Consider the following 21,158-nt stretch of genomic DNA (forward strand, 5'->3'; position numbering starts at 1 on the left):
GCTGCTCTGCAGTTGACGGCACCTAAAAGAAACGAGCCCGCATCCCTTGGGGACACGGGCTCGTAGACAATACGTGGTAGGGGCGGTGGGACGTCTGCGCATTTGCTGCGCAAATGCGCACCGGCTTCGGCCGCCTGTCGGCGCCCTCGCCGGCTCGCTACGGACGCTGCGCGTCCGCTTGACGCTCGCCCCCTCGCGGGTTCGAGCCCCACCGGCGTCCAAAAGAAACAAGCCCGCATCCCCATGGGGCACGGGCCCGTAAAAGCCAAATGGTAGGGGCGGTGGGACTCGAACCCACAATCCTTGCGGCGAGAGATTTTAAGTCTCCTGCGTATGCCAATTCCGCCACGCCCCCGTGAGACTAGAAGTCTAGCACAAGCCGTCCGTTACGCGTTGACGGCCATCGAGTGCTGCCCCGACTTCTCCAGGAACTCCTGGAACTTGGCTTCGTCGCCCTTGTTCTTGTACTGCAGGGCCAGCAGGTACTCCAGGCGGCAGCGCTTGACCGGGTCGTCGCCGACATCCTCGAGCATGCGCTCCAACTCGGGAATGTCGTTGTGGCGCTTGAGGATCATCGTGTCGTACATCAGCTGACACTCGTGTGCAACCGCCTCGGCTTGACCGCCCTCAAAGCCCTTGATCTCGCGCAACAGCTCTTTGGACTTTTTGCGGTCCTCCTGGCCAACATAGTAGTTAAAGGCCTTAATGACCAGGTCGACGCGCTGCATCTTGGGGAGGTTGAGTCCCAGCAGCAGGTCGAACATCTCGCTGGCGCGCTCGTGGTCCTCGCGCAGCAGATAGGAGTTCAGACGCAGGTAGTCGCGGTTGTAGCGCGGGTACAGCATGCTGGTGAGTTTGCCGTCGAGCAAACGATCGAACTCGTCCCACTGCTTGGCAGCCATAAGCTGCTGCAGGCGCTTAAACGTGGTGCGTTTTTTGATGCTAAAGAACACCGACACGGCGATACAGATGATAACGACGGCGGTCCAGAGTGTGCGGGAATCGGGCATATTAGGGTCCTTAGTCGCTCATAAAGCGAGCGGTATGACAACACGTACTGGATGTATTATACGCAGCGCGCAAGCAAACTGGCATAAAAGCTCATCGAGGCCGAGTGCCATCGCTCGCTGCGGTACACTTACCTAAAGTAAACCATGAAGGGAGACATTACCTATGAAGAAGATCGTTTTGGCTTGCGGTGCTGGCGCTGCTACTTCCACGCTCGTTGCCCAGAAGGTCGCTACCATGCTCGACGCCAACGGTTATGCCGGCAAGTATGAGATCGTGCAGTGCGCCATCTCTGAGGCCAAGGACGCTTGCGACGAGGGCGCCGACCTGCTGATCGCCACCACCGTTGCCCCCGAGGGCCTCACCTGCCCGTACGTGAGCGGCGTGCCCTTCATGACCGGCATGAACCGCGTCGCTGCCGAGAAGGCCGTTCTCGACGTTATGGCTCAGTAGGCGCTGACTGTATGAGTGAGCAGAACGCCAACCCGGTAGAGCTCTTTGGCATGCGCGTTGCCCATGTGGGCATTAACGCCACTGACCCGGCAGACGCCCTGGAGATCGCGGAGCTGTTCTCGACGATGATGGGCCTGCCCGTTATCGAGACCCCGGTTTCGTACTTTAACGATTCGCTGGTCGAGATCATGAAGCAGAACGGTCGTGGCGCCAAGGGCCACATTGGCTTTGCTGTCAACGACATCGATGCGGCCGAGAAGTGGTTTGCCGAGCGCGGGCTCGAGGTCAACGAGGAGTCGCGCGTGCTGCTGCCCGACGGCGGCACCAAGCTCGTGTACTTTAAGCGCGAGTTTGCCGGTTTCGCCGTGCATCTGTGCCGCGAGTAGCGCACAGGCTGCTATAGCTAGCAAAAAGGGATAGAGCCGCCTGGCCCTATCCCTTTTTTATGCCGAGGGGCTTCCTACCGCGGCAGGCGAATCGTAAAGCGGCTGCCGACGCCCTCGACTGAGGTCACGCCAATGACACCACCATGGCTATCGACGATCCACTTGGCAATGGCAAGCCCCAGACCCGAGCCCTGCGCGCCGGCGTCGCGTGCGTTGTCGGCGCGGTAGAACCGTTCAAACGCGTGAGCTGCGGATTCCTGGTTCATGCCGATACCCTCGTCCTCAACACTTATGTCGATCGTGCCTGCGCCCGCATCCGGCGCTACGCCAAACGAGATGGGCGTGCCCGCGTCCGAATACTTGGCGGCGTTTTGCACGATCACGCGCAGAGCCTGCTTCACGAGCGCCACGTCAACGGGCGCGTCGCAGCGCGGGTCGCTGACAAGCGCAGCGTCGTACGCCAGTCGATACGTGTGCGCGGCATCGATCATCTGTGACTCCTCGCATACCTCGCCGACCAGCGCGGCCAGGTTGGTATTCGCACGCCGCAGGACCGTGCGTCCGGCGTCGCCGCGTGCCAAAAACAGCAGCTGTTCCACGAGCTCTTGCATGTGCTCGCTTTCGGCCTTGAGGGACGCGATGGATTCTGCCAGCACGTCCGGGTCGTCTTTGCCCCAGCGGTCGAGCATGTTCACGTAGCCCTGAATCACCGCGATGGGCGTGCGCAGCTCGTGGCTCGCGTCGTTGACAAAGCGCATCTGCTGCAGCTTGGCCTCTTGCATCTGGCGCAGCAGGCGGTTGAGCGCGACCTCGATGCTTGCCAGGTCGGCGTCGCCGGTGGTGACGCTCGGCGAGTCGACGCTTGCGCGCTCGATGGCCTGCTCGAGCGTTTCCATCTTGCCGCCGGAGAGCTGCATGCGGCCGAGTTCGTCCACGCGCAGGGCCAGATCGTTGAGCGGCGCCATGGTGCGGCGCACGCGGCGGGCGCCGCCGAGCATGTTGAGCACGCTGATGACCTGCCAACCCACAACTACAAGGTAGAGAGGCCATAGCGTGACGAGGTCCTGCGCGAGGGGGAAAGTCTTGGTGGTACGCGCAAGCTCGACGGTATAGGTGAGCGTTGTCAGGTCCCAGCCGCGCGCGGGCGTCAGCGACATGCTGCGAACGGTGGCGCTGGGGATCCATCCTGCGGTAAACGCGCCGTTGGGCAGCGTCTGGTTGTATCCATAGACGAGGATCGCCACCGCAATAACCAACAGCAACAGATCGAGCCAGACGTAGCTCATCAGGCGGCGCCACATATAGCTCCAGTTGATGGCGCGGGCGATGGAGGTGACGCGCTTGGCCTCGGCATTACGCGCGGCAGACATAGCCCACCCCGCGCACGGTCTGGATGATGCGGGCACCGCCGGCGTCTTCGATCTTGGCGCGCAGGTGCGCGATGTGCACGTCGACGTTGTTGGTGTCGCCTACGTATTCGTAGCCCAGCGCCTCGTGCGCGATGCGCTCGCGCGTGAGCACGGTTTCGGCATGCGTCATAAGCAGGGCGAGGACGTCGAACTCGCGGGCCGTGAGCGCGATGGGCGAGCCGCCGACCGTGACTTCGCGGCGGTCGGGATCGAGCGCGACCGAACCCACGGCGAGTGCGGCGGGGGAGGGCGCGGCAGCGGTCTGGGCCGTGTCGGTTGCCGGGGACATTGTGGCGATACCGGCGGCCGTGCCGCTCGCTACGCCAGCCCCGGCCCCGCCGCCGCCAACGCCCGAAGCCGTCCGCACAGCCTCCGAGCGCTTTAGCGCCACGCGGATCCGTGCGAACAGCTCCTCAATGGCAAACGGCTTGGTCAGGTAATCGTCAGCACCGGCGTCGAGCCCGGCCACCTTGTCCATCACGGCATCGCGCGCGGTGACCATAATCACCGGCACATCCTTGTGCTTGCGGACACGCCGCAGCACCTCCATGCCGTTGAGCTGCGGCAGCAGTACATCGAGCAGAATCAGATCGTAGTCGCGCTCCAGCGCTAGGTCAACGGCGGTGCGGCCATCGGCGGCGTGCTCCACCTGGTAGCCCTCGTGCTCCAGCTCGAGCGTCACAAAGCGGGCGATTTTCTCCTCGTCCTCTACGATCAGGATCCGTGCCATGCGTGCCCCCATCTGCGATTACTTGTCGTCGTTCAGATTTTGCTTGATGTCGTCCGCGGCATTGGCAGCGCTGTCCATCAGGTTGTTGATGCTGCCGGGCACGTCGCCGTCGCTATCGATGCGGTAGCGCATGCCAAAGAACAGGCCAATCAGCATCAGCCATATCGTGGCGCCCCAGGCAAACAGCGCGACGATGGGAATCAGGATGGGGATGTTGAGGATGATCGCATCGCGGCGCGTGGCGATAAACTTGGTGTCCAGACTCAGGCGGAAGAGCTTTTTGAGGTACTCCCACACGCTGTCCATCTTCTTGGAGAAGTCGGTCTTTTCACTCGACTTTTCGTAGGCTGCCTGCGCGGCGACCATCTCGGCCGAGGGCTCATCGACTGGCGCGGACTCGGTGGCGGCATGCGCCGACGTGGTCTGGGTCTTGCCCTGCGACTCGAGCCAAATGATGGCATCCAAAACGTTGCCGTTGGCAGCGTCGAGCGCCGCCTTGGCATCGGTGTAACTCACGTTGCACTTGGTGCGGATGGTTTCAACTTTTTCGAGGTCGTCCATGACCTGTCCTTTCGTTCGATGGGCGCGACGCCGGGCGACCTGCCCGGGCGCGAGCGTTGCGTTCGTCGGCCTGCGTTGCGCGGTGCCGCCCGCCCTTGGTCGAACTCTATAGTGCAGGTTATAGATTAAGCGATTCTTGAGCCAAGATTAATGTTGGATGAGTTTTTGGGTGGCGAAGCGCGTGACGCGGGGCGCGCAGGCAAGGGGGAGGTCGGTTTTGCGTGGCGTGAAGGAGGGACGGTCTGATCTTTGGGATAGCTGATAGCGAGGTCTAATACTTTTCCGAGAAGTGAATGAGTGAAAACGGACCCCCGAAGCATCGACACTTTAGAGGTGCCGCTTCCTGCGGTTTCAATGCTGAAATCCCACGATTTTGCCGCCGAAAAATGCGGATGTTTCAGGGGTCCAAAAACAGCCGTTCACTTCGCGGAAAAGTATTAGACCTCAATAGCGGGGGATGGGGTGCCGGTGCAAAACGGCGTCAGAAATGGGGTAAACAAGGCAAACGGATCTAATGGATCAAAAATCACGTTGCAAAAGTATGAAAATATCCTACAATTGCAGCATGAAGTACTTTAGCAACATAACGGCGATAAGCGAGCTTTCCGAGAGCGAGGGCGTGTTCACCACAGCCCAGGCGGCTCGCATGGACATCTCTCGAGATGCGCTGGCACACTCATGTCGTGCGGGGCGTCTTGAACGAATATGCCACGGCGCCTACCGGATGTCTGGAACACAGCGCCGAGACACCGACGAGCTCAACGCTTTCTGGAAGCTCACCAATCCCTCCCTTTGCGCGTGGGAGAGAAAGCGCCAGTGGGACGGCATTGCAGTGAGCGGTACGACTGCGGCGAACCTGCAGCAAATGGGCGATTTCTACCTGTCCCCCTACAGGATGACCGCGCCCGCGCGTATCAATACAAGAAACGAATCCCTTTCTTTTGTAAAGCGCGAGATTGCTGAGCGGGACATCGTTTGGCTCGACGGCCTGCCGGTAACTAAACCCGAGCGCACGCTTGTCGATCTTTGCCTCGATTGCGAGGATCCCTCATTAATTATCGATGCCTATCACGACGCGCTTGGACGTGGACTCGATATACAACGGCTGAAGGATCTTGTAGAAGAGAACTCTAAAACCGCCAAACGACGCGAACTAATGAGGCCTTTGCTGATAGCTCTGGGTTGTGACTGAATACGCAGGCCTGATGTTGGCTAGTTGCAAGTTGGGGCAATCGTTTGTCCGTGCGACACGTTAATCTAAGTTACCGTTGAAAGGCGTTGCAACAAAGTGTTGCAACTGCCATGCATCGCGTTTAATCTTGATAACGCTGTGTCAATTAGCGGACAGTTCGTCCGTAGTTTGTTCCGATTGGATAGCATGAAAGACGTTAGGGAAGAGATAACTGCCAAACGCAAGGAGCTCGCGCTGACTCAGAAGGAGTTCGCCGCCGCTCTTGGCATGGGACCTAATGGTGATAGAACCGTCCGGCGTTGGGAGACTGGCGAGACCAGTCCATCTGCTACGGAGCTCACGTTTATACGCTCCCTAGGTTATCAGGCGCCCTTTGCGCAGGGTGATCGGGAGGACGCTCCTTTCACTTACATTGACCTATTTGCTGGTATCGGTGGCATTCGCTTGCCGTTCCAAGAACTTGGTGGTAAGTGCGTTTTTTCTTGCGAGTGGGATAAATATGCACAGAAGACGTACCGCATGAATTACGGTGATCAGCCAGCTGGGGACATTCATGACGTTCGTTCGGACGACATTCCAAAATTTAACGTTTTATTGGCGGGATTTCCGTGCCAGCCATTCTCGCTCGCGGGCGTTTCAAAGAAAAAATCGATGGGACGTGCTACTGGCTTTGAAGACAAGACGCAGGGGACATTATTTTTCGAAGTAGCTCGTATTATTCGCGACAAAAAACCTGATGCTTTCCTGCTGGAAAACGTTAAAAACCTAACGAGTCACGATCGCGGCAAGACCTTCAGGATTATTATGCAGACCCTTAAGGACGAGCTTGGTTACGATGTGCACTACAAGGTTCTTGATAGCAAGAATTGGACTTGCCAGCATCGTGAGCGCATTTACATTGTTGGCTTTAAGAAAAAAACTAATTTTGATTGGGACCAACTAGAGCTTGGGGGCGGTGGGCACACCGTCGGGGAGATTCTTGAAGATGCTCCTGATGATCGATACGTTCTTTCCGACAAACTGTGGGCTTATTTGCGTGCATATAAGGAAAAGCATCAGGCGGCAGGCAATGGCTTTGGCTATAGCACGGTTGGCCCCAATGACACGACAAGGACGCTTTCAGCACGCTATCACAAGGACGGAAGTGAGATTCTTGTTTCACGTGGCGAGGGGAAGAACCCTCGCAAGCTGACTCCGCGTGAATGCGCCCGACTTCAAGGGTTCCCCGATCAATTCATTATTCCGGTTTCGGATACGCAGGCATATCATCAATTTGGTAATTCTGTCACCGTACCGGCTGTGCGAGCAGTGGCCAAGCTGATGATGGGAGCGTATTTCGATGGACTACGGAGTTCTGAGTAGCTATTTTGACGGCGCGGTTGCGAAGAAACTCGTTGCTGTTGATATTGATAGAAAACGCAGCAACCAGCATGAATTCAACGGAACTGCGGAGCTCCGTTCCCTGTTTGGCGACGATGATATAAGAAATATACCGACGACCTTCGTATTTCTTTGCGACGATGCAGACCCTTTGTTTGATCACGGGTTTACGACTTGGTACGACGCGCGCAGGAAGCATCCGACTAGGACAGAATACAGGCTCTATTACAACGATAGCGAAGCGATACGAGCCTCGAGAATCGGTGACCTGATGGTCATTGCACCTTCAGACGAGCATGGTCTTCTGATTGTATTTGCTAGACAAGGATCAAATGCCGAGTGCCAATTAAGATGGCTTTTCGGTTTGAACGAAGTTGACGACAGTGGTTTTTCGCGGTCAACCGCAGATGACAGGCGAATAGACTCAATCGCCGCATCCATTCTTGAAGCGATTGGCATCGAAGTTTCGCTTCCCACGTCGGCTGTTACGTATTTGGATGAAATGGTCGAAAAGTTCGGTGATTCTTTTCCCAAAGGGATTGAATTCACGAGGTATTCCATCTCGACTTTGGGTGTGCTTGATTGGAGGAGCAACCCCGACAAGTGCCTTCTTGACTGCTATGAGCGAGAAGAGATTCTCTTTAAGGTATTCGAGAGACATTTGCTTGAGCGCGATTTGGCTCCCTATCTAAGAGGCGATCTCGATGTTGATGGAGTGTTACGGACCACGATGTCAGCTTTCCAGCGGAGGAAATCGCGCGCGGGAACTGCTTTCGAGCATCAACTTGAGTACCTGTTTAAGGGATGGGGCATAAGTTATTCCACTCAGCCGTATACTGAGGGCAAATCAAAGCCAGATTTCATTATGCCGTCGATTGAGGCTTATAGAAATCCTTTGTATCCTGCCGAGAAGCTGACCATGCTTGGCGCAAAAACGACCGTTAAAGAGCGCTGGCGCCAAGTGTTGGAAGAAGCGGATAGAATTGAAAATAAGCATTTGATTACACTTGATGTGGCGGTGAGCACTGAGTACACGGACTCGATGCGCAGGCATAGTCTCCAACTGGTTGTGCCTCGTCCTGTATTTGGTTCATATACGGCTGAACAGCAAAGCTGGCTGATGGACGTAGGGGAGTTTTGCCAACTACTGGTCGATAAAGAACGACAATAGTTCATTTCTATACCGGAGTTTTACATAGCCAGCTTAATAATAAGCGCGCAAGTGCGTCGGGCATAAATGACGTCCTTGCGCGCCGATGCTTTGCCTAAGTATCCGCTAGCCCATAAGAACTGCGAGCTTCATCGAGTTTTCAACGGCGGTGTAGCTCATAGCGCCCTTGCCGACCTTTTGCGGATCGTAGTCAGATTGCTGAATGACACCGCTGTATTGAGCGACGACATTTTCAAATGCCGGGCTATCGAGGAACTTGTGAGGATCAGTTTTCCAATACACCTTCCCCTGATCATCTGCTTCCATCAATGCGCGGAGGCCACAGACTAGGGGGTAGATAAAGCCATCAGGAACAGGATTGTCCGTTGCCTTTTCAAAGAAGGGAGTTTTGTATTCATTGCGACTATTCTTAAGGCTCTTAACGGCGCCGATTTTTCCGTAGCTTCCTGTTTTGTTGTAGTGCTTGGGGAAACGCGAATAGATTTCATCGTATAGACCGGGAAGGTCCGTAGCCACTTTGAGTGCGCTGAGAACTTGCGGATTCTTGAGTTCGCGGCGCGCTGAACCAGCAGCTTTGCTTACTCGGTCATCCCTCATAAGCTGCAAGAACTTTTCCTGGCACTTCTCCTTGCCGCTATAGACTAGGGGAAGTTGTGGCGCTTCGATGTCGCCAGAGGTGACGTTACTCGAGATGAGCGATAACGGGATCCAAGAGAGTGCGACAAGCTTTCTGGATTCAATGGGGTTGCCGTCGTTGGTTTTCCAGCTGATTTTGGCTGCAAATTCAGGATATTTTTCGGCATAAAGAGCCTTAAAGGAATCGAAAAGACCTTCCTGATTGCCCTTGGTGCCTTGTGTGAGTTGAGCGTTATTGTTGCGAGCGTCGCAGATTTCCAAAAGTGAGGTGCGGAAGTTCTCAACGCAGAGCGCATCGTTTGGGTCGGTTGGAACGAGCAATTCGACAGGAATCGAGAAGTCTAGAGTGCTTATGCCTTTCTCTTTGAGGGCTGCTTTTTCTTCACGGAGAAGTGACAGGTACTCTTCAATATCGGTTCGACGGTTCATCCATGTTTGCTTGAATGAATCCCAGATTGTGACTTCGTTCTTTTTGGGAGGTCGATTGCCAAGCGCATGTTCGGCTTCGCTGAGAATGTAGCTGCCGATTGCGAGTGTGTTGTGGCCGCCGTCAAGAATTCCCTCAACTTCGTCGTGAGAAGCAAAGCTTAGACGATAACGCCCGCGATCAAGGGACTCGTAGCTCGAGGACGCGAGCAGAATTCCCTTTGATTTAAAAGGGAAGAGCTTTTGCGTGGGAGAAAGCTCATCAGCGCGAATGGATGCCTGAATAGCATCGGTCACTGAGCCCAAACGGGAATTGCGGGGGTTGGCATCGAGATCGAGAGTGTCGATAATTTTGATAATGGATTTGGGGGACATCAGCCCGACGATCTTTTTAATGTTTCCAACTTTTTGCTCGTAGCTGTCGGTAAAGCGAACAATAATGTCGGTGCTCATAGCGAAACCCTTTCGTCTAAAGTGGTCAAAACAACAGGCCTGCGCTCTTGGAGTGCCGGAGATTGAAAGGGAGCATCGCTAACAAAAAAGCTGGTCTCCCAGCTCTAGACGAAAGTCATAACGGTGATCGGGCGTTATGGTGTTGTGCCTAGAGACATCCGTCTCATCTTCCAGCCCCTATCCAGGAAGCTTGATCGAAGGATCTCACTGACCGAGGAAGAGATCAAGATCTGTGGGCATATAAATCGGGTCCCTTCTACGTGAACGGTAGGTAAGCGGTGGTGATCGGTATTTTGTGTCCGCACGACGTGTGACACTTAACCTGCCGTCCTATTCTGCCGCGGCGGTATGAATTTGAACAACGACCCTCTAAGGAGCTCGATACCAATGAGTGACAACACCAAACATCTTGCAAAGAAGTGCGTCAAGGACGCGGGACCGTGCTTTGCGCTGTGCGTAGCCGGCGCAGCGGTCGCGCTGCTGGCTGTTTTGGGGCCATTCGACGTGCTCCGAAGTGCCAGTTCCCTGCACGTTATCATCGCCCTTGCCGCCGCCATGATGACCGGCGGCGTGCTCGATTTGATCTTTTGGGTGCTCGACCCGTTTGGATGGAAGAACGAGGGGTAAGCCCTAAGGGATGGATACCCCGCAGCAACAGGAGGTCCCCGTGATCTGGTTTACCAGCGATACACACTTTGGACACGAGAACATGCTACGGCTTAGCGATAGGCCTTGGTCGACTGTTGCGCAGATGAACGACGCCATGGTCGCCAACATTAACAGCAAGGTTGCTGCGGATGACGAGCTCTACATCTTGGGCGACTTTAGCTTTAAGATGACGGTCCAAGACGCCCACGAGCTGCGCAAAAGCATTGCATGTAGGCGCGTCCATCTGCTGCTCGGCAACCACGACAAAGACTGGACGCAGCCTGCGGTAGCGGATGCTTTTATCGTCGAGCCGCCCATTTGCGTGCTCAGGATCGACCGCCAGAAAATCGTGCTGAGCCACTATCCCATGGTCGACTGGCAGGGCATGTCGCACGGCAGCTGGCATCTGCACGGGCATATCCATAGCTGCGGCGGCGCGTATAACAAGTTCAACCTTCGGCAGGGGCTGCTGCGCTATGACGTGGGCGTGGACGCCAACGGTTACGCCCCGGTAAGTTTGGATGAGCTCAAGTTATGGTTTGCGCAGGTAGACGAGCTGGTGCAGTGCGTTAAATGGCCGTGGTGGGTCAACGCCACGGGCGACGAGCAGATCGAGCGCGATCTCGAAACCTATAAGAGGGAAGTGGTGATCCGATGACGGTCTATGTGACGGGCGATATTCACGGCGGCCTCGACATGCAAAAGCTGCTCGACTGGGAGCTTGGGGATAGTCTGACGAGCGACGACTATCTCATCATCGCGGGCGACTTTGGCCTTCCGTGGGATTTCTCTGCCGAGGAGTGCGCCGACATCGCCTGGCTGGAGTCGCGGCCCTATACCGTGCTGTTTGTCGACGGTAACCACGAGCGCTTCGACCATTGGGCGGAGCGTCCCATGGAGCTGTGGCACGGTGGGCTGACACAGCGCCTGTCGGACACCTCTCCCATACGGCGCCTGACGCGTGGCGAGATTTTTGAGCTCGACGGCTCAACGATCTTTACTATGGGCGGTGCCACGAGCGTGGACAAGGAATACCGCATTCCGTATTCCAGCTGGTGGCCGCAGGAGCTGCCGGACGAGCGCAACTTTGAGGAGGCGCGGACAAAGCTCGACAGCGTAGACTGGAAGGTCGACTACGTGATCACCCACACCTGCTCTACGCGCATGCTTTCGCCCACGCTCTATCCGGGGCCTGGCTGGAATTACCCCGCCGTTGATCGGCTTACGGCATTTTTCGATGAGCTGGAAGACCGCTTGGATTACAAGCGCTGGTACTACGGGCATTTTCATCGGGATGCCAACCCTGCCGAGCGCCATACCGTGCTCTACGACTGCATCGTTCGCCTGGGCGACGAACTCCAGCCCTGGGATGTTGCGTAGGGGTGGGGTGCCTGATTACTCAGCCGTTACGGTAATGTTCTCCCTGTGCTTGCGGATAACATCCCAGCTAAAATGCTCGACCAGCTGCTCGGCAGAGCGCGGCGTGGTGCCCGGCGCGATGCCTGTTTGTCCGGCGAGCCAACCCAGCAGCGCTTCGGGCGTGCCAAAGCGGGCGCGGAGTTCGCCCAGGTCCAGATCGCGGTCTCGTTTGGAAAGGCGGCGGCCGTCCGGTGCCATGAGCAGCGGAATATGTGCGTAGTGCGGCGTGGGCAGTCCCAACAGGTGCTGCAGATAGATCTGGCGCGGCGTGGACCCCAGCAGGTCGCATCCGCGCACGACCTCGGTGACGCCCATGGCAGCGTCGTCGACCACCACGGCTAGCTGATAGGCAAACACGCCGTCGCTGCGGCGCACCAAAAAGTCGCCGCACTCGGTGGCGAGTGCTTCGCATTGGGCGCCGTACGTGCGATCCACAAATTCGATCACGTCGTCTGCGAGGTCGTCGACGGTGGGCACGCGCAGACGTGTGGCCGGCGCGCGCAGGGCGCTGCGGCGGGCCACCTCCTCGGCCGAAAGACTTCGGCAGGCGCCACGGTAGATGGGCGTGCCGTCGCTCGCGTGCGGTGCACTCGCGGCGTGGAGCTCGGCGCGTGTGCAAAAGCAGGGATAGGTGAGGCCGGCGTATTGCAACTGGTGCAGGGCGTCCTCGTACAAGTCCAGGCGGTCGTGCTGGTAGTAGGGGCCTTCGTCCCACTCCAGCCCCAGCCAGGCCAGGTCGTCAATCAATTGAGCGGCAAGTTCGGGGCGCTTGCAGCGATCGTCCAGGTCCTCAATGCGTAACACGATGCTGCCGCCCTGGCTGCGGGCCGAAAGCCACGCGCACAGGCAGCTGAACACGTTGCCCAGGTGCATGCGGCCCGAGGGTGACGGGGCAAAACGGCCCACGACAGGCGCGGGGGCGGGGACGAGCTTGCTGTTGGTCGCCGTCGACGTGGCCACGGCGGGCGTTGCTATGTTGCATGCGTTGATATCCATGCGGACGAGTATAGCGCGGGGTGAGGTGAGGGGAGGCGTCGTCGATGCTCGCAAGTTGCCGCGGCCACACGTTGCGCGTGCCGGACCACCGGCTCGGCGCCTTAATCGTCGTCAATCAATCTAGCCCTCAAACGACAGAAACCCCGGCAGCTCTTCGCAACTGCCGGGGTTTCCGCGGAAAAGGGGGACATGATCCTCAAGCGGACGGCAAAGGGGCAAACCGTTTTCGCTCAACTGCTTTATGCCCCTCAACTGGCGGCTCAATCAGCGAATGCCGCGCCCACACAAAGCCGCTACACCTGTGATGGAGCTATGAAGTGGTATCTATTGCCGGAGCGGGCTATGCCAAGGAGTGTTCCAGATTACCGGCAGATAGGGAACGTCACCAGGTGCCGGCGGCGGGCGTGACTTTTGTCCCGTTTTGACGCTCCGCTGACTTAGATGTTCGTCACATGAACCCGCAAACGTGGGACAATGACGCTACTGGTACCACAGACAAAGGATGTGCCTATGAACGCCCCCGTTGCCCAGCCCTGTCGGCAGCGCCGCCTGTTTGCGCGGTTCGCTTCCGTCTGCGCACTCGTCGCGCTTGCGTTGTTGCTGCTGCCTGCCGTCGCGCACGCCGACGGCTACTCCATGAGCCAAACCTATATCGGTGCCACGGTTGAGGCCGATGGCTCGCTGACCGTTGTCGAGGGACGCCAGTTCGATTTCGACGATGACATTAACGGCGTGTATTGGGATATCAATACAGGCTCTAACCAGCAAGGCGGCTCGGTGGTCGTCAATGTGCTGAGCGTCGAGGAAGACGACACTGCGTTTAACAAGGTCGACAGCGCAAATAAAGGCGACGACGGCGTTTACACGGTGGAACAGTCCGACGACGGCGTAAAGATTAAGGTGTTCAGCCCTCACGAGAGCGGCGACAGCGCAATCTACTACGTGAGTTATTCCATGACCGGTGCGGTTATGAACTGGGCCGATACCGCCGAGCTCTACTGGAAATTCGTCGGCGACGGCTGGTCGGCGGACTCCGATGACGTCGAGATGGAGGTCTACTTTGCAAATGCCGCTGCCGGGACGGCTGCCGTCAAGGGCGATAACTTCCGCGCATGGGGCCACGGCCCGCTGACGGGCGACGTGTCGCTCGATGCGGACGAGCCCATGGTCACCTATACCATTCCCTGCGTGCACCAGGGCGAATTCGCCGAGGCACGCATCGCCTTCCCTAGCGACTGGGTGCCGCAGCTTGCCGCTTCGGGCGAAGAGCGCATGTCAACGATCCTGAGCGAAGAGAAGGAATGGGCCGACGAAGCTAACGCCCGCCGTGAGCACGCGCGTGCGGTTGCCAGCGCGATTGCCGTGGTGTGTGTTGTCGTGGCGGTTGCCTATACCGGTGTAATCGTGATGCTCAAGCTGCGCAGGCCCAAGCCCAAGCCGCTCTTCCAGGACGAGTACTTCCGCGATGTGCCCTCCGCCGATCATCCCGCGGTGCTTGCAACTCTTATGAGCTGGAACGACGTGCCCGATCAGGCATATATCGCCACGCTGATGAAGCTGACCGACGACCGCGTGATCAAGCTGGAAGAAGCGACCGAGACCAAGAAGAAGGGTCTGCTCCGTCGCGAAAAAGAGGAGCAGACGTATCGCATCACAGTGACCGACGAGGCCTGGAAGGCTGCCAAGAAGGACGGCATCGATCGCGACGTGCTCAAGGTCTTCTTCGCTGGCGTTAAGCCCGATAAAGACGGCGTCCGTTCGCGCACGTTTAGCGAGTTGGAGGAGTACGCTAGCGAGCGCACCACATCTGTTGGCGACAAGCTCGAGGACTATCAGAGCACAGTTAAGGGCAAGCTGGAGGCGCGCGAGCTTATTGCATCGGATGGCACTATCGCGATGGTGGCCGGCCTGGTTCTCGGCATCATCATTGTCTTTGGCATTCTGGGCTCTCTGTTCTATACCGACTTTGCGGATGCCAACGTCGGTGCCGCTATGATCTCGATCCCCGTTACGATCGTGGGCTTTGTCCTGAGCTGCACCTTCCGCCGTTACACGCCGGAGGGCGCCGAGGTGGCGGCTCGCTGCAAGGCGCTCAAGCATTGGCTCGAGGATTTCACACGCCTAAAGGAAGCCGTCCCGGGCGATCTGGTGCTGTGGAACAAGCTGCTGGTGATGGGCGTTGCCCTAGGCGTTTCGAAAGAAGTGCTGCGACAGCTGGCCGAGGCCGTGCCTGCGGACCTGCGCAACAGCGACGATTTCTACGACAACTACCCCTGCTACTGGTGGTATTACCATCACTACGGCAACGAGTCTCCGCTCGATTCGTTCAACGATGTGTATCACGAGACCATCCGCGAGTTGGCTTCGAGCTCCGATAGCTCGAGTGGCGGCGGTGGTGGCGGCTTCTCGGGCGGCGGAGGCGGCGGCGTCGGCGGAGGCGGCGGCGGAACGTTCTAGCGAGCGCTTGCTTTGGGGTGGATCTTTCTGGGCGGTTGCCAGGGAAGATTCATCCCATTTTTGTGCATCGAAACGGGTCAAACTTTCCGCTGAGGACCTTCGCGCAAGGGGCAGTGGACAAAAAATGCCAAATATGAGTACTGTTGCTGCGTTGGTCACATATGTTTGCACATAATAATGGGCTCCTAATGAGAGTACTTCTCGTTAGGAGCCCATTTTATTGAACATTTGGGGAGTTACGTCAGCTCGTGCAGCTGGTCGTCATGCCTATAAGCATCAAAAATGCCCTGAATCGCTGCTACTAAAAAGGTAACAGTACTCATATTTGATGTATTTTGACCAAGGCTATTTGCAGATCACCAAGGCTACTCATTGGGGACAGACTTAAATGACTAGGTGTGGCTGCTTGGGCTAGGCTGTTAGGTCGAGTTCGTAGAGAAAGCTTTCGCGCGGCATGTCGTGACGACGCTCTTCGCGGTTGGCGCGGTGCGTGGCCGTGCGCTTAAAGCCGTGCAACTCGTAGAACTTCCACGAGCAGTTGGAGTCGGTGTACAGGTGCGCCCTTGTCGCCCCGCGCGAGGACAGGTACGAGACCGCGGCATCGAGCAACACTGAGCCTACACCCAGGCCGTGGACATCGGGATCGACGGCGAGCAGCGTGACTTCGTTGTCGTGCGGCAACGGGCTGCTCTCGAGCAGGCGGTTGTTGATTCGGATGGTTGCACGCACAAACGAGAGATACTCGGCGCAGACATCGGGCTCCAGCTCACGCATCTGCGATAGCAGCGCGCGTTCGGTATCCATCCAATGTTCCTTAACGGTGGCGCCGGAGCTCTGTCCCGCACGCGCGAGCGAAATGCCACGCGCCTGACCGTCGATTACGGCAACCTGCGAAAACGTCGATGACGAAAGGCAATAGGCGAGGTCGCACGCGGCCTCAAGGCGGTTGTACTCATCGTTATCCGAATTGTTATGCCAAAGCTGCTGCAGAATCAGCGCGATGGCGTCGAAGTCTTCGGTATCAAACGGTCGGTAGAGAACCCGCGAGACCATGGTGCCTCTTTCTTTTGCGGATGCATATCGAGCACAGTTCTACCACGCTATTGGCATCTAATTATGGTGCCCCTGTGTTCCATGAACTCACCGTGCCCATCCCCTCCGCGCGCAAACTTTTTCTGCACATGCGCCCGTTGCGGGGTGCATCGATGCGCTCGATGCGCTACATTGAATCAGTATTTTCAATGCCGCTGCGCGAGCGCTGCAGATCGACGTATCACCGACTCACAGAGCACGGCGGCGTACCAGACAGGAGGACTGCATGGGATCTGATGTGAAGATCGCACGCGCGTTGATCTCGGTTACCGATAAGACGGGCGTCGTCGATTTCGCACGGACGCTGGTCGATGACTTTGGCGTCGAGATCATCTCTACGGGCGGCACGGCTCGTGCCATCGAGGACGCGGGCGTTCCCGTAACCCCCATCGAGGAGTTCACGGGCTATCCCGAGATGATGGACGGCCGCGTTAAGACCCTGCACCCCAAGGTTCACGGCGCGCTGCTGGCCCGCCGCGATTCCGAGCAGCACATGCAGGAGGCCGCTCAGCACGGCATTAAGCTGATCGACCTGGTCGTCGTCAACCTGTACGAGTTCGAGAAGACCGTTGCCAACCCCGAGGTCACCTTCGCGGATGCCATCGAGCACATCGACATCGGCGGTCCCTCCATGCTGCGCTCTGCTGCCAAGAACGCCACGAGCGTTACCGTCATCTCCGATCCGGCCGACTACGACGCCGTCCTGGCCGAGATGCACGAGACCGGCGGTTGCACCACGCTTTCCACCCGTCGTCGCCTGCAGGTGAAGGTCTACCAGACCACCGCCGCCTACGACACGGCTATCTCCCGTTGGCTTGCCGCCCAGGCAAGTGACGTGGCGGATACCTCTGCCAAGCTCGAGATTTCGCTGGAGAAGGTCGACGACCTGCGCTATGGCGAGAATCCTCAGCAGAAGGCTACGGTCTACCGCTTTGCCGAGGGTTGCGAGAACACCGCGAGCTCGCAGTTTCCGCTCGTGGGCTCCGAGCAGATCCAGGGCAAGCCGCTCAGCTACAATAACTATCTGGATGCCGATGCCGCTTGGAACCTGGTCCGCGAGTTCGACGAGCCTGCCTGCGTGATCCTCAAACACCAGAACCCCTGCGGCTCCGCCGTTGCCGAGGACATTACGTCCGCTTACGACCGCGCCTTCGCCTGCGATCCCAAGAGCGCCTTCGGCGGCATCATCGCCTGCAACCGCGAGGTTCCCTTTGAGCTGGTTGAGCATTTTGCCGATCAGAACAAGCAGTTTGTCGAGGTCATCATCGCCCCGAGCTACACTGCCGAGGCGCTCGAGCGCATGGCCAAGCGCCCCAACCTGCGCGTGCTGGCTACCGGCGGCGTGGACCACGGCGCCCAGGTGGAACTGCGCTCCATCGACGGCGGCATGCTGGTGCAGGAGGTCGACCACGTGACCGAGGACCCCGCGACCTTTACGTTCCCCACCGACCGCAAGCCCACCGATGCCGAGATGGCCGAGCTCGAGTTTGCCTGGAAGGTCTGCAAGGGCGTTAAGTCCAACGCCATCCTGGTCTCCAAGGGCAAGGCCGGCATTGGCATGGGCCCGGGTCAGCCCAACCGCGTGGATTCTGCGCTGCTGGCCTGCGAGCGTGCCGAGGACTTCTGCGAGCGCGAGGGCGTGGAGAAGGGCGGCTTTGCCTGCGCAAGCGACGCATTCTTCCCGTTCCGCGACAACGTCGACGTGCTTGCTGCGCACGGCGTGACCTGCATCATTCAGCCCGGCGGCTCCAAGCGCGACGACGAGAGCATCCAGGCCTGCAACGAGCATGGCATTGCGATGGTCTTTACTGGTGCTCGCCACTTCCGTCACTAAGTTCCGCCCTGGGACAAAATAATCTCTGCAAAAGACGGCCGCTCCGTTTGGAGGGCCGTCTTTTTGGTATAAGAGGACGGAATGACTAACACGAAAGGTATGACCATGCCCCAGATTGATGATGCCGAGCTGTTTGGCAATGCCGAGGATCAGCGTGCGTACGAGGATTTTTGCGCCAATCAGGAGGCGGTCGAGAAGTTCACGCTCGACAAGCCCGCGCTTGTCTGCCGTTGGCGCATGTCCAACAAAAAGGTGCCCATGCTCAACCGCCACATTCGCGCACTGTCCGAGCGTCTGGTGCAGGGCGAGCCACTTACTCATAACATGCTCAGTTGGGCCAAGCAGCACGTTGAGTGGTCGCTTGCCGAGGGCGACTACACCGCCCACGACGGTGTGCTCATGCTGGTGATCGACATCAACGGCAACGCCGCCATGACGGTGGGGGAGTACGAGCCGCTGACGGATACGTCGGCCAAGGCACTGCGTGCCCGTTCTGCCGAGGCTCGCTCCGAAGCCGACGAGACCGGCGTGGCGCCCGAGCTGCTCGCTGCTGTCGATAACGGCGAGCTGACCTTTGTGGCGCCGGCGGACGAGTGCCTGTGCGGCACGGCGACGCTCATCGAACAGCTGGCCCAGACCAAGGGCATCCCGGTCACGCGCGTAGACATTCCCGCACAGCTCAAGGGCGCGCTGTTCCTGGTGAGTGATGAGCACGGCGTGGTTCCCGCAACCGAGACGGAGGCCGCCGAGGCCGACGCCGCCACGGTCGCCTTCTTTGCCGACGGCTACGAAAAGCTCCGTGCCCGCCGCTAAATGATTTTTCTGGGACGGGGATTAAAAACTCATTTAATTCCCGTGCCCGTTGCGAGCGAGGGGCAAGCCCCTGCCGCTCGCGAACAGTTCTGTCACCTTGGTGACGCGCAAGGCGCGCACCTGCGGCTCCGCAGCCATAATGGTGGCAAGACAACCAAGGGGGGAGCGGAATCCATGGCGCTGATCTATATCGTTGAGGACGACGAGCCCATTCGTCGCGAGCTTGCCGATATCCTTGCCCGTGCGGGTTTTGAGGTCGAGGCATGCGAATCATTCGAGCACGTTTCGCGCAATATTCTCGCCGCCGCGCCCGACCTGGTGCTGCTCGACCTCACGCTTCCCGTTAAGGACGGCCAGCATATCTGCCACGAGGTTCGCCGCGAATCCGAGGTTCCCATCATCGTCCTCACGTCGCGCGCGACCGAGATCGACGAGGTCATGGCCATGACGCTCGGCGCGGACGACTTTGTTCCCAAGCCCTATAGCGCCCGTGTGCTCGTGGCGCGCATCAACGCCCTGCTGCGTCGCACCGCGGCGGCAGGCGAGCGCAGCACGCTCGTCCACAAGGGACTGGAGCTCGACCTCGCCCGCTCCATGGTCACCAATACGGCAACCGGCGACAGTACCGAGCTCACCAAAAACGAGCTGCGTATCCTCTCGCTGCTCTTGGGTCGCGCGGGCAAGATCGTCTCGCGTCCGGCCATCATGCAGGACCTGTGGGACTCCGACGCCTTCGTGGACGACAACACGCTTACCGTCAACATCAACCGCCTGCGCACCACGCTCGAAAAAATCGGCATCAAGGGGTATTTGACCACGCATCGCGGCCAAGGCTATTCGGTCTAGGGGCCGGCTATGTCGTTTGCCAAGTTCTTTAAAGACGCACTGCTTCCCGTCGCCGTGTGGACGTGCGGCGTGCTACTGAGCTGCTTTGTGCTGACGGTCGCCGGCGCACCCGTTTCTATCGTGGTCGTGGCGGTTGGTGTGTCCTTTATCTTCGGTATGCTCGGCATCGTGATCGAGTACGCGCGTCGTCGTCGTTTTCTGCGCCAGCTGGGGCGTGCGGCAGAGGAGCTCGAGAGTCCCGCATGGGTGCAGGAGATGGTGCAATGCCCGACCTATGCCGAGGGCGAGCTTGAGTACGAGGTCTTGCGCCGGGTTGGCAAGGCTGCCTGCGACGAGGTTGCCGAAGGCCGGCGTCAGACCGATGACTATCGCGACTATATCGAGAGTTGGGTCCACGAGGCCAAACTGCCCCTGGCGGCGGCCCATCTAATTTTGGAAAACCTGGACGGCAGCGAAGACGACCTGTCGCGCGTGGATGACCTGGGCCGTGAGTTGGCTCGCGTGGAGCGCTATATCGACCAGGCGCTGTACTACGCGCGCTCGGAAGTCGTGGAGCGCGACTACCTGATTCGCCGCTGGGATCTTAAGACCTTAGTGACGGGCGCGATCAAGGCCAATGCGCGTGAGCTCATCGCGTCACACGTGGCGCCGGTGTGCGAGAACCTCGACTTTGAGGTGTTTACCGACGAGAAGTGGCTCGAGTTTATTCTGGGCCAGCTCATCCAGAACAGCATTAAATATGCGCGTGAGGACGGCGCGAAGATCGTGTTTTCGGGAGCGTTGTTGGACGAGGGCCTGGCAAGCGAGCGCATCGAGCTTACCGTCGCGGACAACGGCTGCGGCGTGAGCGCGGCCGACCTGCCCCGCGTGTTCGAGAAGGGCTTTACCGGCGACAACGGTCGCACCACCAAGCGTGCAACGGGCATCGGCCTCTACCTGGTGGCGCGCCTGTGCTCCAAGATGGGCATCGACGTCACCGCAGCGTCCGAGCCCGGAGAAGGCTTCGTCGTTACGTTTGCCTTCTCAACCAACAAGTTCCAATACTTTGAGTAGTTAGCCCGTCTTACGGTGCGGACGGCTATGTTCCCGAACGTGAACTTAGCTAAAGTAATTGGTGCTATGTTCCCGAACGTGAACATAGCCATGAGGCTCAAATGAATCTCCTATAACAAAAACGTGCCGCCCCAAACGGGGCGGCACGCCATTTCTCTATTCAGCCAACTCGCTGAAGTAAGGCCCCGCGGCCGG

The 21,158-nt window shown here is 58.4% G+C and carries 20 protein-coding genes and 1 tRNA gene; 13 read left to right on the forward strand and 8 right to left on the reverse strand.

Going from position 1 to position 21,158, the window contains the following annotated elements; all coding sequences use genetic code 11:
- Positions 1-270: 270 nt before the first annotated feature.
- Positions 271-355 (reverse strand) — tRNA-Leu (locus DW151_RS02125).
- Between the two features lie 31 nt (positions 356-386).
- On the reverse strand, positions 387-1,010 hold the full coding sequence (locus DW151_RS02130) for a hypothetical protein (RefSeq protein ID WP_117629965.1): 624 nt from the start codon (positions 1,008-1,010) through the stop codon (positions 387-389).
- Positions 1,011-1,173: 163 nt separating this feature from the next.
- Between DW151_RS02130 and DW151_RS02135 the strand changes: the two genes are divergently transcribed.
- Together DW151_RS02135 and DW151_RS02140 are read left to right on the forward strand one after the other, a co-directional pair.
- On the forward strand, positions 1,174-1,461 hold the full coding sequence (locus DW151_RS02135; RefSeq protein WP_055252380.1) for a PTS sugar transporter subunit IIB: 288 nt from the start codon (positions 1,174-1,176) through the stop codon (positions 1,459-1,461).
- An 11-nt stretch (positions 1,462-1,472) separates the two neighbouring features.
- Positions 1,473-1,847: a VOC family protein gene (locus DW151_RS02140; RefSeq protein WP_117757630.1), complete on the forward strand. Its 375-nt coding sequence runs from the start codon at positions 1,473-1,475 to the stop codon at positions 1,845-1,847.
- 74 nt (positions 1,848-1,921) lie between these two features.
- Here DW151_RS02140 and DW151_RS02145 read toward each other — a convergent pair whose 3' ends face one another.
- Genes DW151_RS02145 through DW151_RS02155 form a run of 3 tightly spaced genes read right to left on the reverse strand, consistent with a single transcriptional unit; the run spans position 1,922 to position 4,547 of the window.
- On the reverse strand, positions 1,922-3,217 hold the full coding sequence (locus DW151_RS02145; protein WP_118334203.1) for a cell wall metabolism sensor histidine kinase WalK: 1,296 nt from the start codon (positions 3,215-3,217) through the stop codon (positions 1,922-1,924).
- The gene (locus DW151_RS02150; RefSeq protein ID WP_118334204.1) at positions 3,201-3,986 is read right to left on the reverse strand and encodes a response regulator transcription factor; all 786 of its coding nucleotides are present in this window, start codon (positions 3,984-3,986) and stop codon (positions 3,201-3,203) included. Before DW151_RS02150 ends, DW151_RS02145 begins: the two co-directional genes overlap by 17 nt.
- An 18-nt stretch (positions 3,987-4,004) precedes the next feature.
- Entirely contained in the window at positions 4,005-4,547 is a 543-nt protein-coding gene (locus DW151_RS02155; protein WP_118334206.1) for a DUF4342 domain-containing protein, read from the reverse strand.
- Between the two features lie 514 nt (positions 4,548-5,061).
- Between DW151_RS02155 and DW151_RS02160 the strand changes: the two genes are divergently transcribed.
- The 3 genes from DW151_RS02160 to DW151_RS02170 all read left to right on the forward strand — a co-directional run bounded on the left by DW151_RS02160 (position 5,062) and on the right by DW151_RS02170 (position 8,290).
- On the forward strand, positions 5,062-5,739 hold the full coding sequence (locus tag DW151_RS02160; protein ID WP_199579877.1) for a type IV toxin-antitoxin system AbiEi family antitoxin domain-containing protein: 678 nt from the start codon (positions 5,062-5,064) through the stop codon (positions 5,737-5,739).
- Between the two features lie 186 nt (positions 5,740-5,925).
- Positions 5,926-7,101 (forward strand): DNA (cytosine-5-)-methyltransferase, encoded by a 1,176-nt coding sequence (dcm, locus tag DW151_RS02165; protein WP_118334308.1) that lies wholly within the window; start codon positions 5,926-5,928, stop codon positions 7,099-7,101.
- Positions 7,079-8,290, forward strand: a complete 1,212-nt coding sequence (locus DW151_RS02170) for a type II restriction endonuclease (RefSeq protein ID WP_118334207.1) — start codon at positions 7,079-7,081, stop codon at positions 8,288-8,290. The genes dcm and DW151_RS02170 overlap by 23 nt, the downstream gene beginning before the upstream one ends.
- Positions 8,291-8,395: 105 nt before the next feature.
- Here DW151_RS02170 and DW151_RS02175 read toward each other — a convergent pair whose 3' ends face one another.
- A complete protein-coding gene (locus tag DW151_RS02175) occupies positions 8,396-9,805 on the reverse strand; it encodes a hypothetical protein (RefSeq protein ID WP_118334209.1) in 1,410 nt (469 codons plus the stop codon).
- Between the two features lie 387 nt (positions 9,806-10,192).
- Between DW151_RS02175 and DW151_RS02180 the strand changes: the two genes are divergently transcribed.
- Genes DW151_RS02180 through DW151_RS02190 form a run of 3 tightly spaced genes read left to right on the forward strand, consistent with a single transcriptional unit; the run spans position 10,193 to position 11,833 of the window.
- Positions 10,193-10,432: a hypothetical protein gene (locus DW151_RS02180; protein WP_118334210.1), complete on the forward strand. Its 240-nt coding sequence runs from the start codon at positions 10,193-10,195 to the stop codon at positions 10,430-10,432.
- A 40-nt stretch (positions 10,433-10,472) separates the two neighbouring features.
- A complete protein-coding gene (locus DW151_RS02185; protein WP_118334309.1) occupies positions 10,473-11,111 on the forward strand; it encodes a hypothetical protein in 639 nt (212 codons plus the stop codon).
- Entirely contained in the window at positions 11,108-11,833 is a 726-nt protein-coding gene (locus DW151_RS02190) for a metallophosphoesterase (protein ID WP_118334212.1), read from the forward strand. The genes DW151_RS02185 and DW151_RS02190 overlap by 4 nt, the downstream gene beginning before the upstream one ends.
- Positions 11,834-11,848: 15 nt before the next feature.
- Here DW151_RS02190 and gluQRS read toward each other — a convergent pair whose 3' ends face one another.
- Complete coding sequence (gene gluQRS / locus DW151_RS02195) at positions 11,849-12,868, reverse strand: tRNA glutamyl-Q(34) synthetase GluQRS (RefSeq protein WP_255413181.1); 1,020 nt, start codon at positions 12,866-12,868, stop codon at positions 11,849-11,851.
- A 510-nt stretch (positions 12,869-13,378) separates the two neighbouring features.
- Here gluQRS and DW151_RS02200 point away from each other — a divergent pair.
- On the forward strand, positions 13,379-15,325 hold the full coding sequence (locus DW151_RS02200; protein WP_158571638.1) for a DUF2207 domain-containing protein: 1,947 nt from the start codon (positions 13,379-13,381) through the stop codon (positions 15,323-15,325).
- A 411-nt stretch (positions 15,326-15,736) separates the two neighbouring features.
- Here DW151_RS02200 and DW151_RS02205 read toward each other — a convergent pair whose 3' ends face one another.
- On the reverse strand, positions 15,737-16,378 hold the full coding sequence (locus DW151_RS02205) for a GNAT family N-acetyltransferase (RefSeq protein WP_118334215.1): 642 nt from the start codon (positions 16,376-16,378) through the stop codon (positions 15,737-15,739).
- Between the two features lie 265 nt (positions 16,379-16,643).
- Between DW151_RS02205 and purH the strand changes: the two genes are divergently transcribed.
- The 4 genes from purH to DW151_RS02225 all read left to right on the forward strand — a co-directional run bounded on the left by purH (position 16,644) and on the right by DW151_RS02225 (position 20,963).
- Positions 16,644-18,251 carry a bifunctional phosphoribosylaminoimidazolecarboxamide formyltransferase/IMP cyclohydrolase gene (gene purH, locus DW151_RS02210; protein ID WP_117766417.1) on the forward strand — a complete coding sequence of 536 codons (1,608 nt, stop codon included), beginning with the start codon at positions 16,644-16,646 and terminating at the stop codon, positions 18,249-18,251.
- 81 nt (positions 18,252-18,332) lie between these two features.
- Positions 18,333-19,064: a hypothetical protein gene (locus tag DW151_RS02215; protein WP_118334216.1), complete on the forward strand. Its 732-nt coding sequence runs from the start codon at positions 18,333-18,335 to the stop codon at positions 19,062-19,064.
- Positions 19,065-19,238: 174 nt separating this feature from the next.
- A complete protein-coding gene (locus tag DW151_RS02220; protein ID WP_118334218.1) occupies positions 19,239-19,910 on the forward strand; it encodes a response regulator transcription factor in 672 nt (223 codons plus the stop codon).
- Between the two features lie 9 nt (positions 19,911-19,919).
- Positions 19,920-20,963: a sensor histidine kinase gene (locus tag DW151_RS02225; RefSeq protein ID WP_118334219.1), complete on the forward strand. Its 1,044-nt coding sequence runs from the start codon at positions 19,920-19,922 to the stop codon at positions 20,961-20,963.
- The last annotated feature ends 195 nt before the right edge of the window (positions 20,964-21,158 follow it).

This window comes from Collinsella sp. AM13-34 (assembly GCF_003473055.1).
Taxonomy (GTDB): Bacteria; Actinomycetota; Coriobacteriia; order Coriobacteriales; family Coriobacteriaceae; genus Collinsella.

Bases quoted from the DNA above. Each gene is read 5' to 3' on its own strand.
- DW151_RS02130 (WP_117629965.1), bottom strand. From the start codon at position 1,010: ATGCCCGATTCCCGCACACTCTGGACCGCCGTCGTTATCATCTGTATC.
- DW151_RS02135 (WP_055252380.1), top strand. From the start codon at position 1,174: ATGAAGAAGATCGTTTTGGCTTGCGGTGCTGGCGCTGCTACTTCCACG.
- DW151_RS02140 (WP_117757630.1), top strand. From the start codon at position 1,473: ATGAGTGAGCAGAACGCCAACCCGGTAGAGCTCTTTGGCATGCGCGTT.
- DW151_RS02145 (WP_118334203.1), bottom strand. From the start codon at position 3,217: ATGTCTGCCGCGCGTAATGCCGAGGCCAAGCGCGTCACCTCCATCGCC.
- DW151_RS02150 (WP_118334204.1), bottom strand. From the start codon at position 3,986: ATGGCACGGATCCTGATCGTAGAGGACGAGGAGAAAATCGCCCGCTTT.
- DW151_RS02155 (WP_118334206.1), bottom strand. From the start codon at position 4,547: ATGGACGACCTCGAAAAAGTTGAAACCATCCGCACCAAGTGCAACGTG.
- DW151_RS02160 (WP_199579877.1), top strand. From the start codon at position 5,062: ATGGATCAAAAATCACGTTGCAAAAGTATGAAAATATCCTACAATTGC.
- dcm (WP_118334308.1), top strand. From the start codon at position 5,926: ATGAAAGACGTTAGGGAAGAGATAACTGCCAAACGCAAGGAGCTCGCG.
- DW151_RS02170 (WP_118334207.1), top strand. From the start codon at position 7,079: ATGGACTACGGAGTTCTGAGTAGCTATTTTGACGGCGCGGTTGCGAAG.
- DW151_RS02175 (WP_118334209.1), bottom strand. From the start codon at position 9,805: ATGAGCACCGACATTATTGTTCGCTTTACCGACAGCTACGAGCAAAAA.
- DW151_RS02180 (WP_118334210.1), top strand. From the start codon at position 10,193: ATGAGTGACAACACCAAACATCTTGCAAAGAAGTGCGTCAAGGACGCG.
- DW151_RS02190 (WP_118334212.1), top strand. From the start codon at position 11,108: ATGACGGTCTATGTGACGGGCGATATTCACGGCGGCCTCGACATGCAA.
- gluQRS (WP_255413181.1), bottom strand. From the start codon at position 12,868: ATGGATATCAACGCATGCAACATAGCAACGCCCGCCGTGGCCACGTCG.
- DW151_RS02200 (WP_158571638.1), top strand. From the start codon at position 13,379: ATGAACGCCCCCGTTGCCCAGCCCTGTCGGCAGCGCCGCCTGTTTGCG.
- DW151_RS02205 (WP_118334215.1), bottom strand. From the start codon at position 16,378: ATGGTCTCGCGGGTTCTCTACCGACCGTTTGATACCGAAGACTTCGAC.
- purH (WP_117766417.1), top strand. From the start codon at position 16,644: ATGGGATCTGATGTGAAGATCGCACGCGCGTTGATCTCGGTTACCGAT.
- DW151_RS02215 (WP_118334216.1), top strand. From the start codon at position 18,333: ATGACTAACACGAAAGGTATGACCATGCCCCAGATTGATGATGCCGAG.
- DW151_RS02220 (WP_118334218.1), top strand. From the start codon at position 19,239: ATGGCGCTGATCTATATCGTTGAGGACGACGAGCCCATTCGTCGCGAG.
- DW151_RS02225 (WP_118334219.1), top strand. From the start codon at position 19,920: ATGTCGTTTGCCAAGTTCTTTAAAGACGCACTGCTTCCCGTCGCCGTG.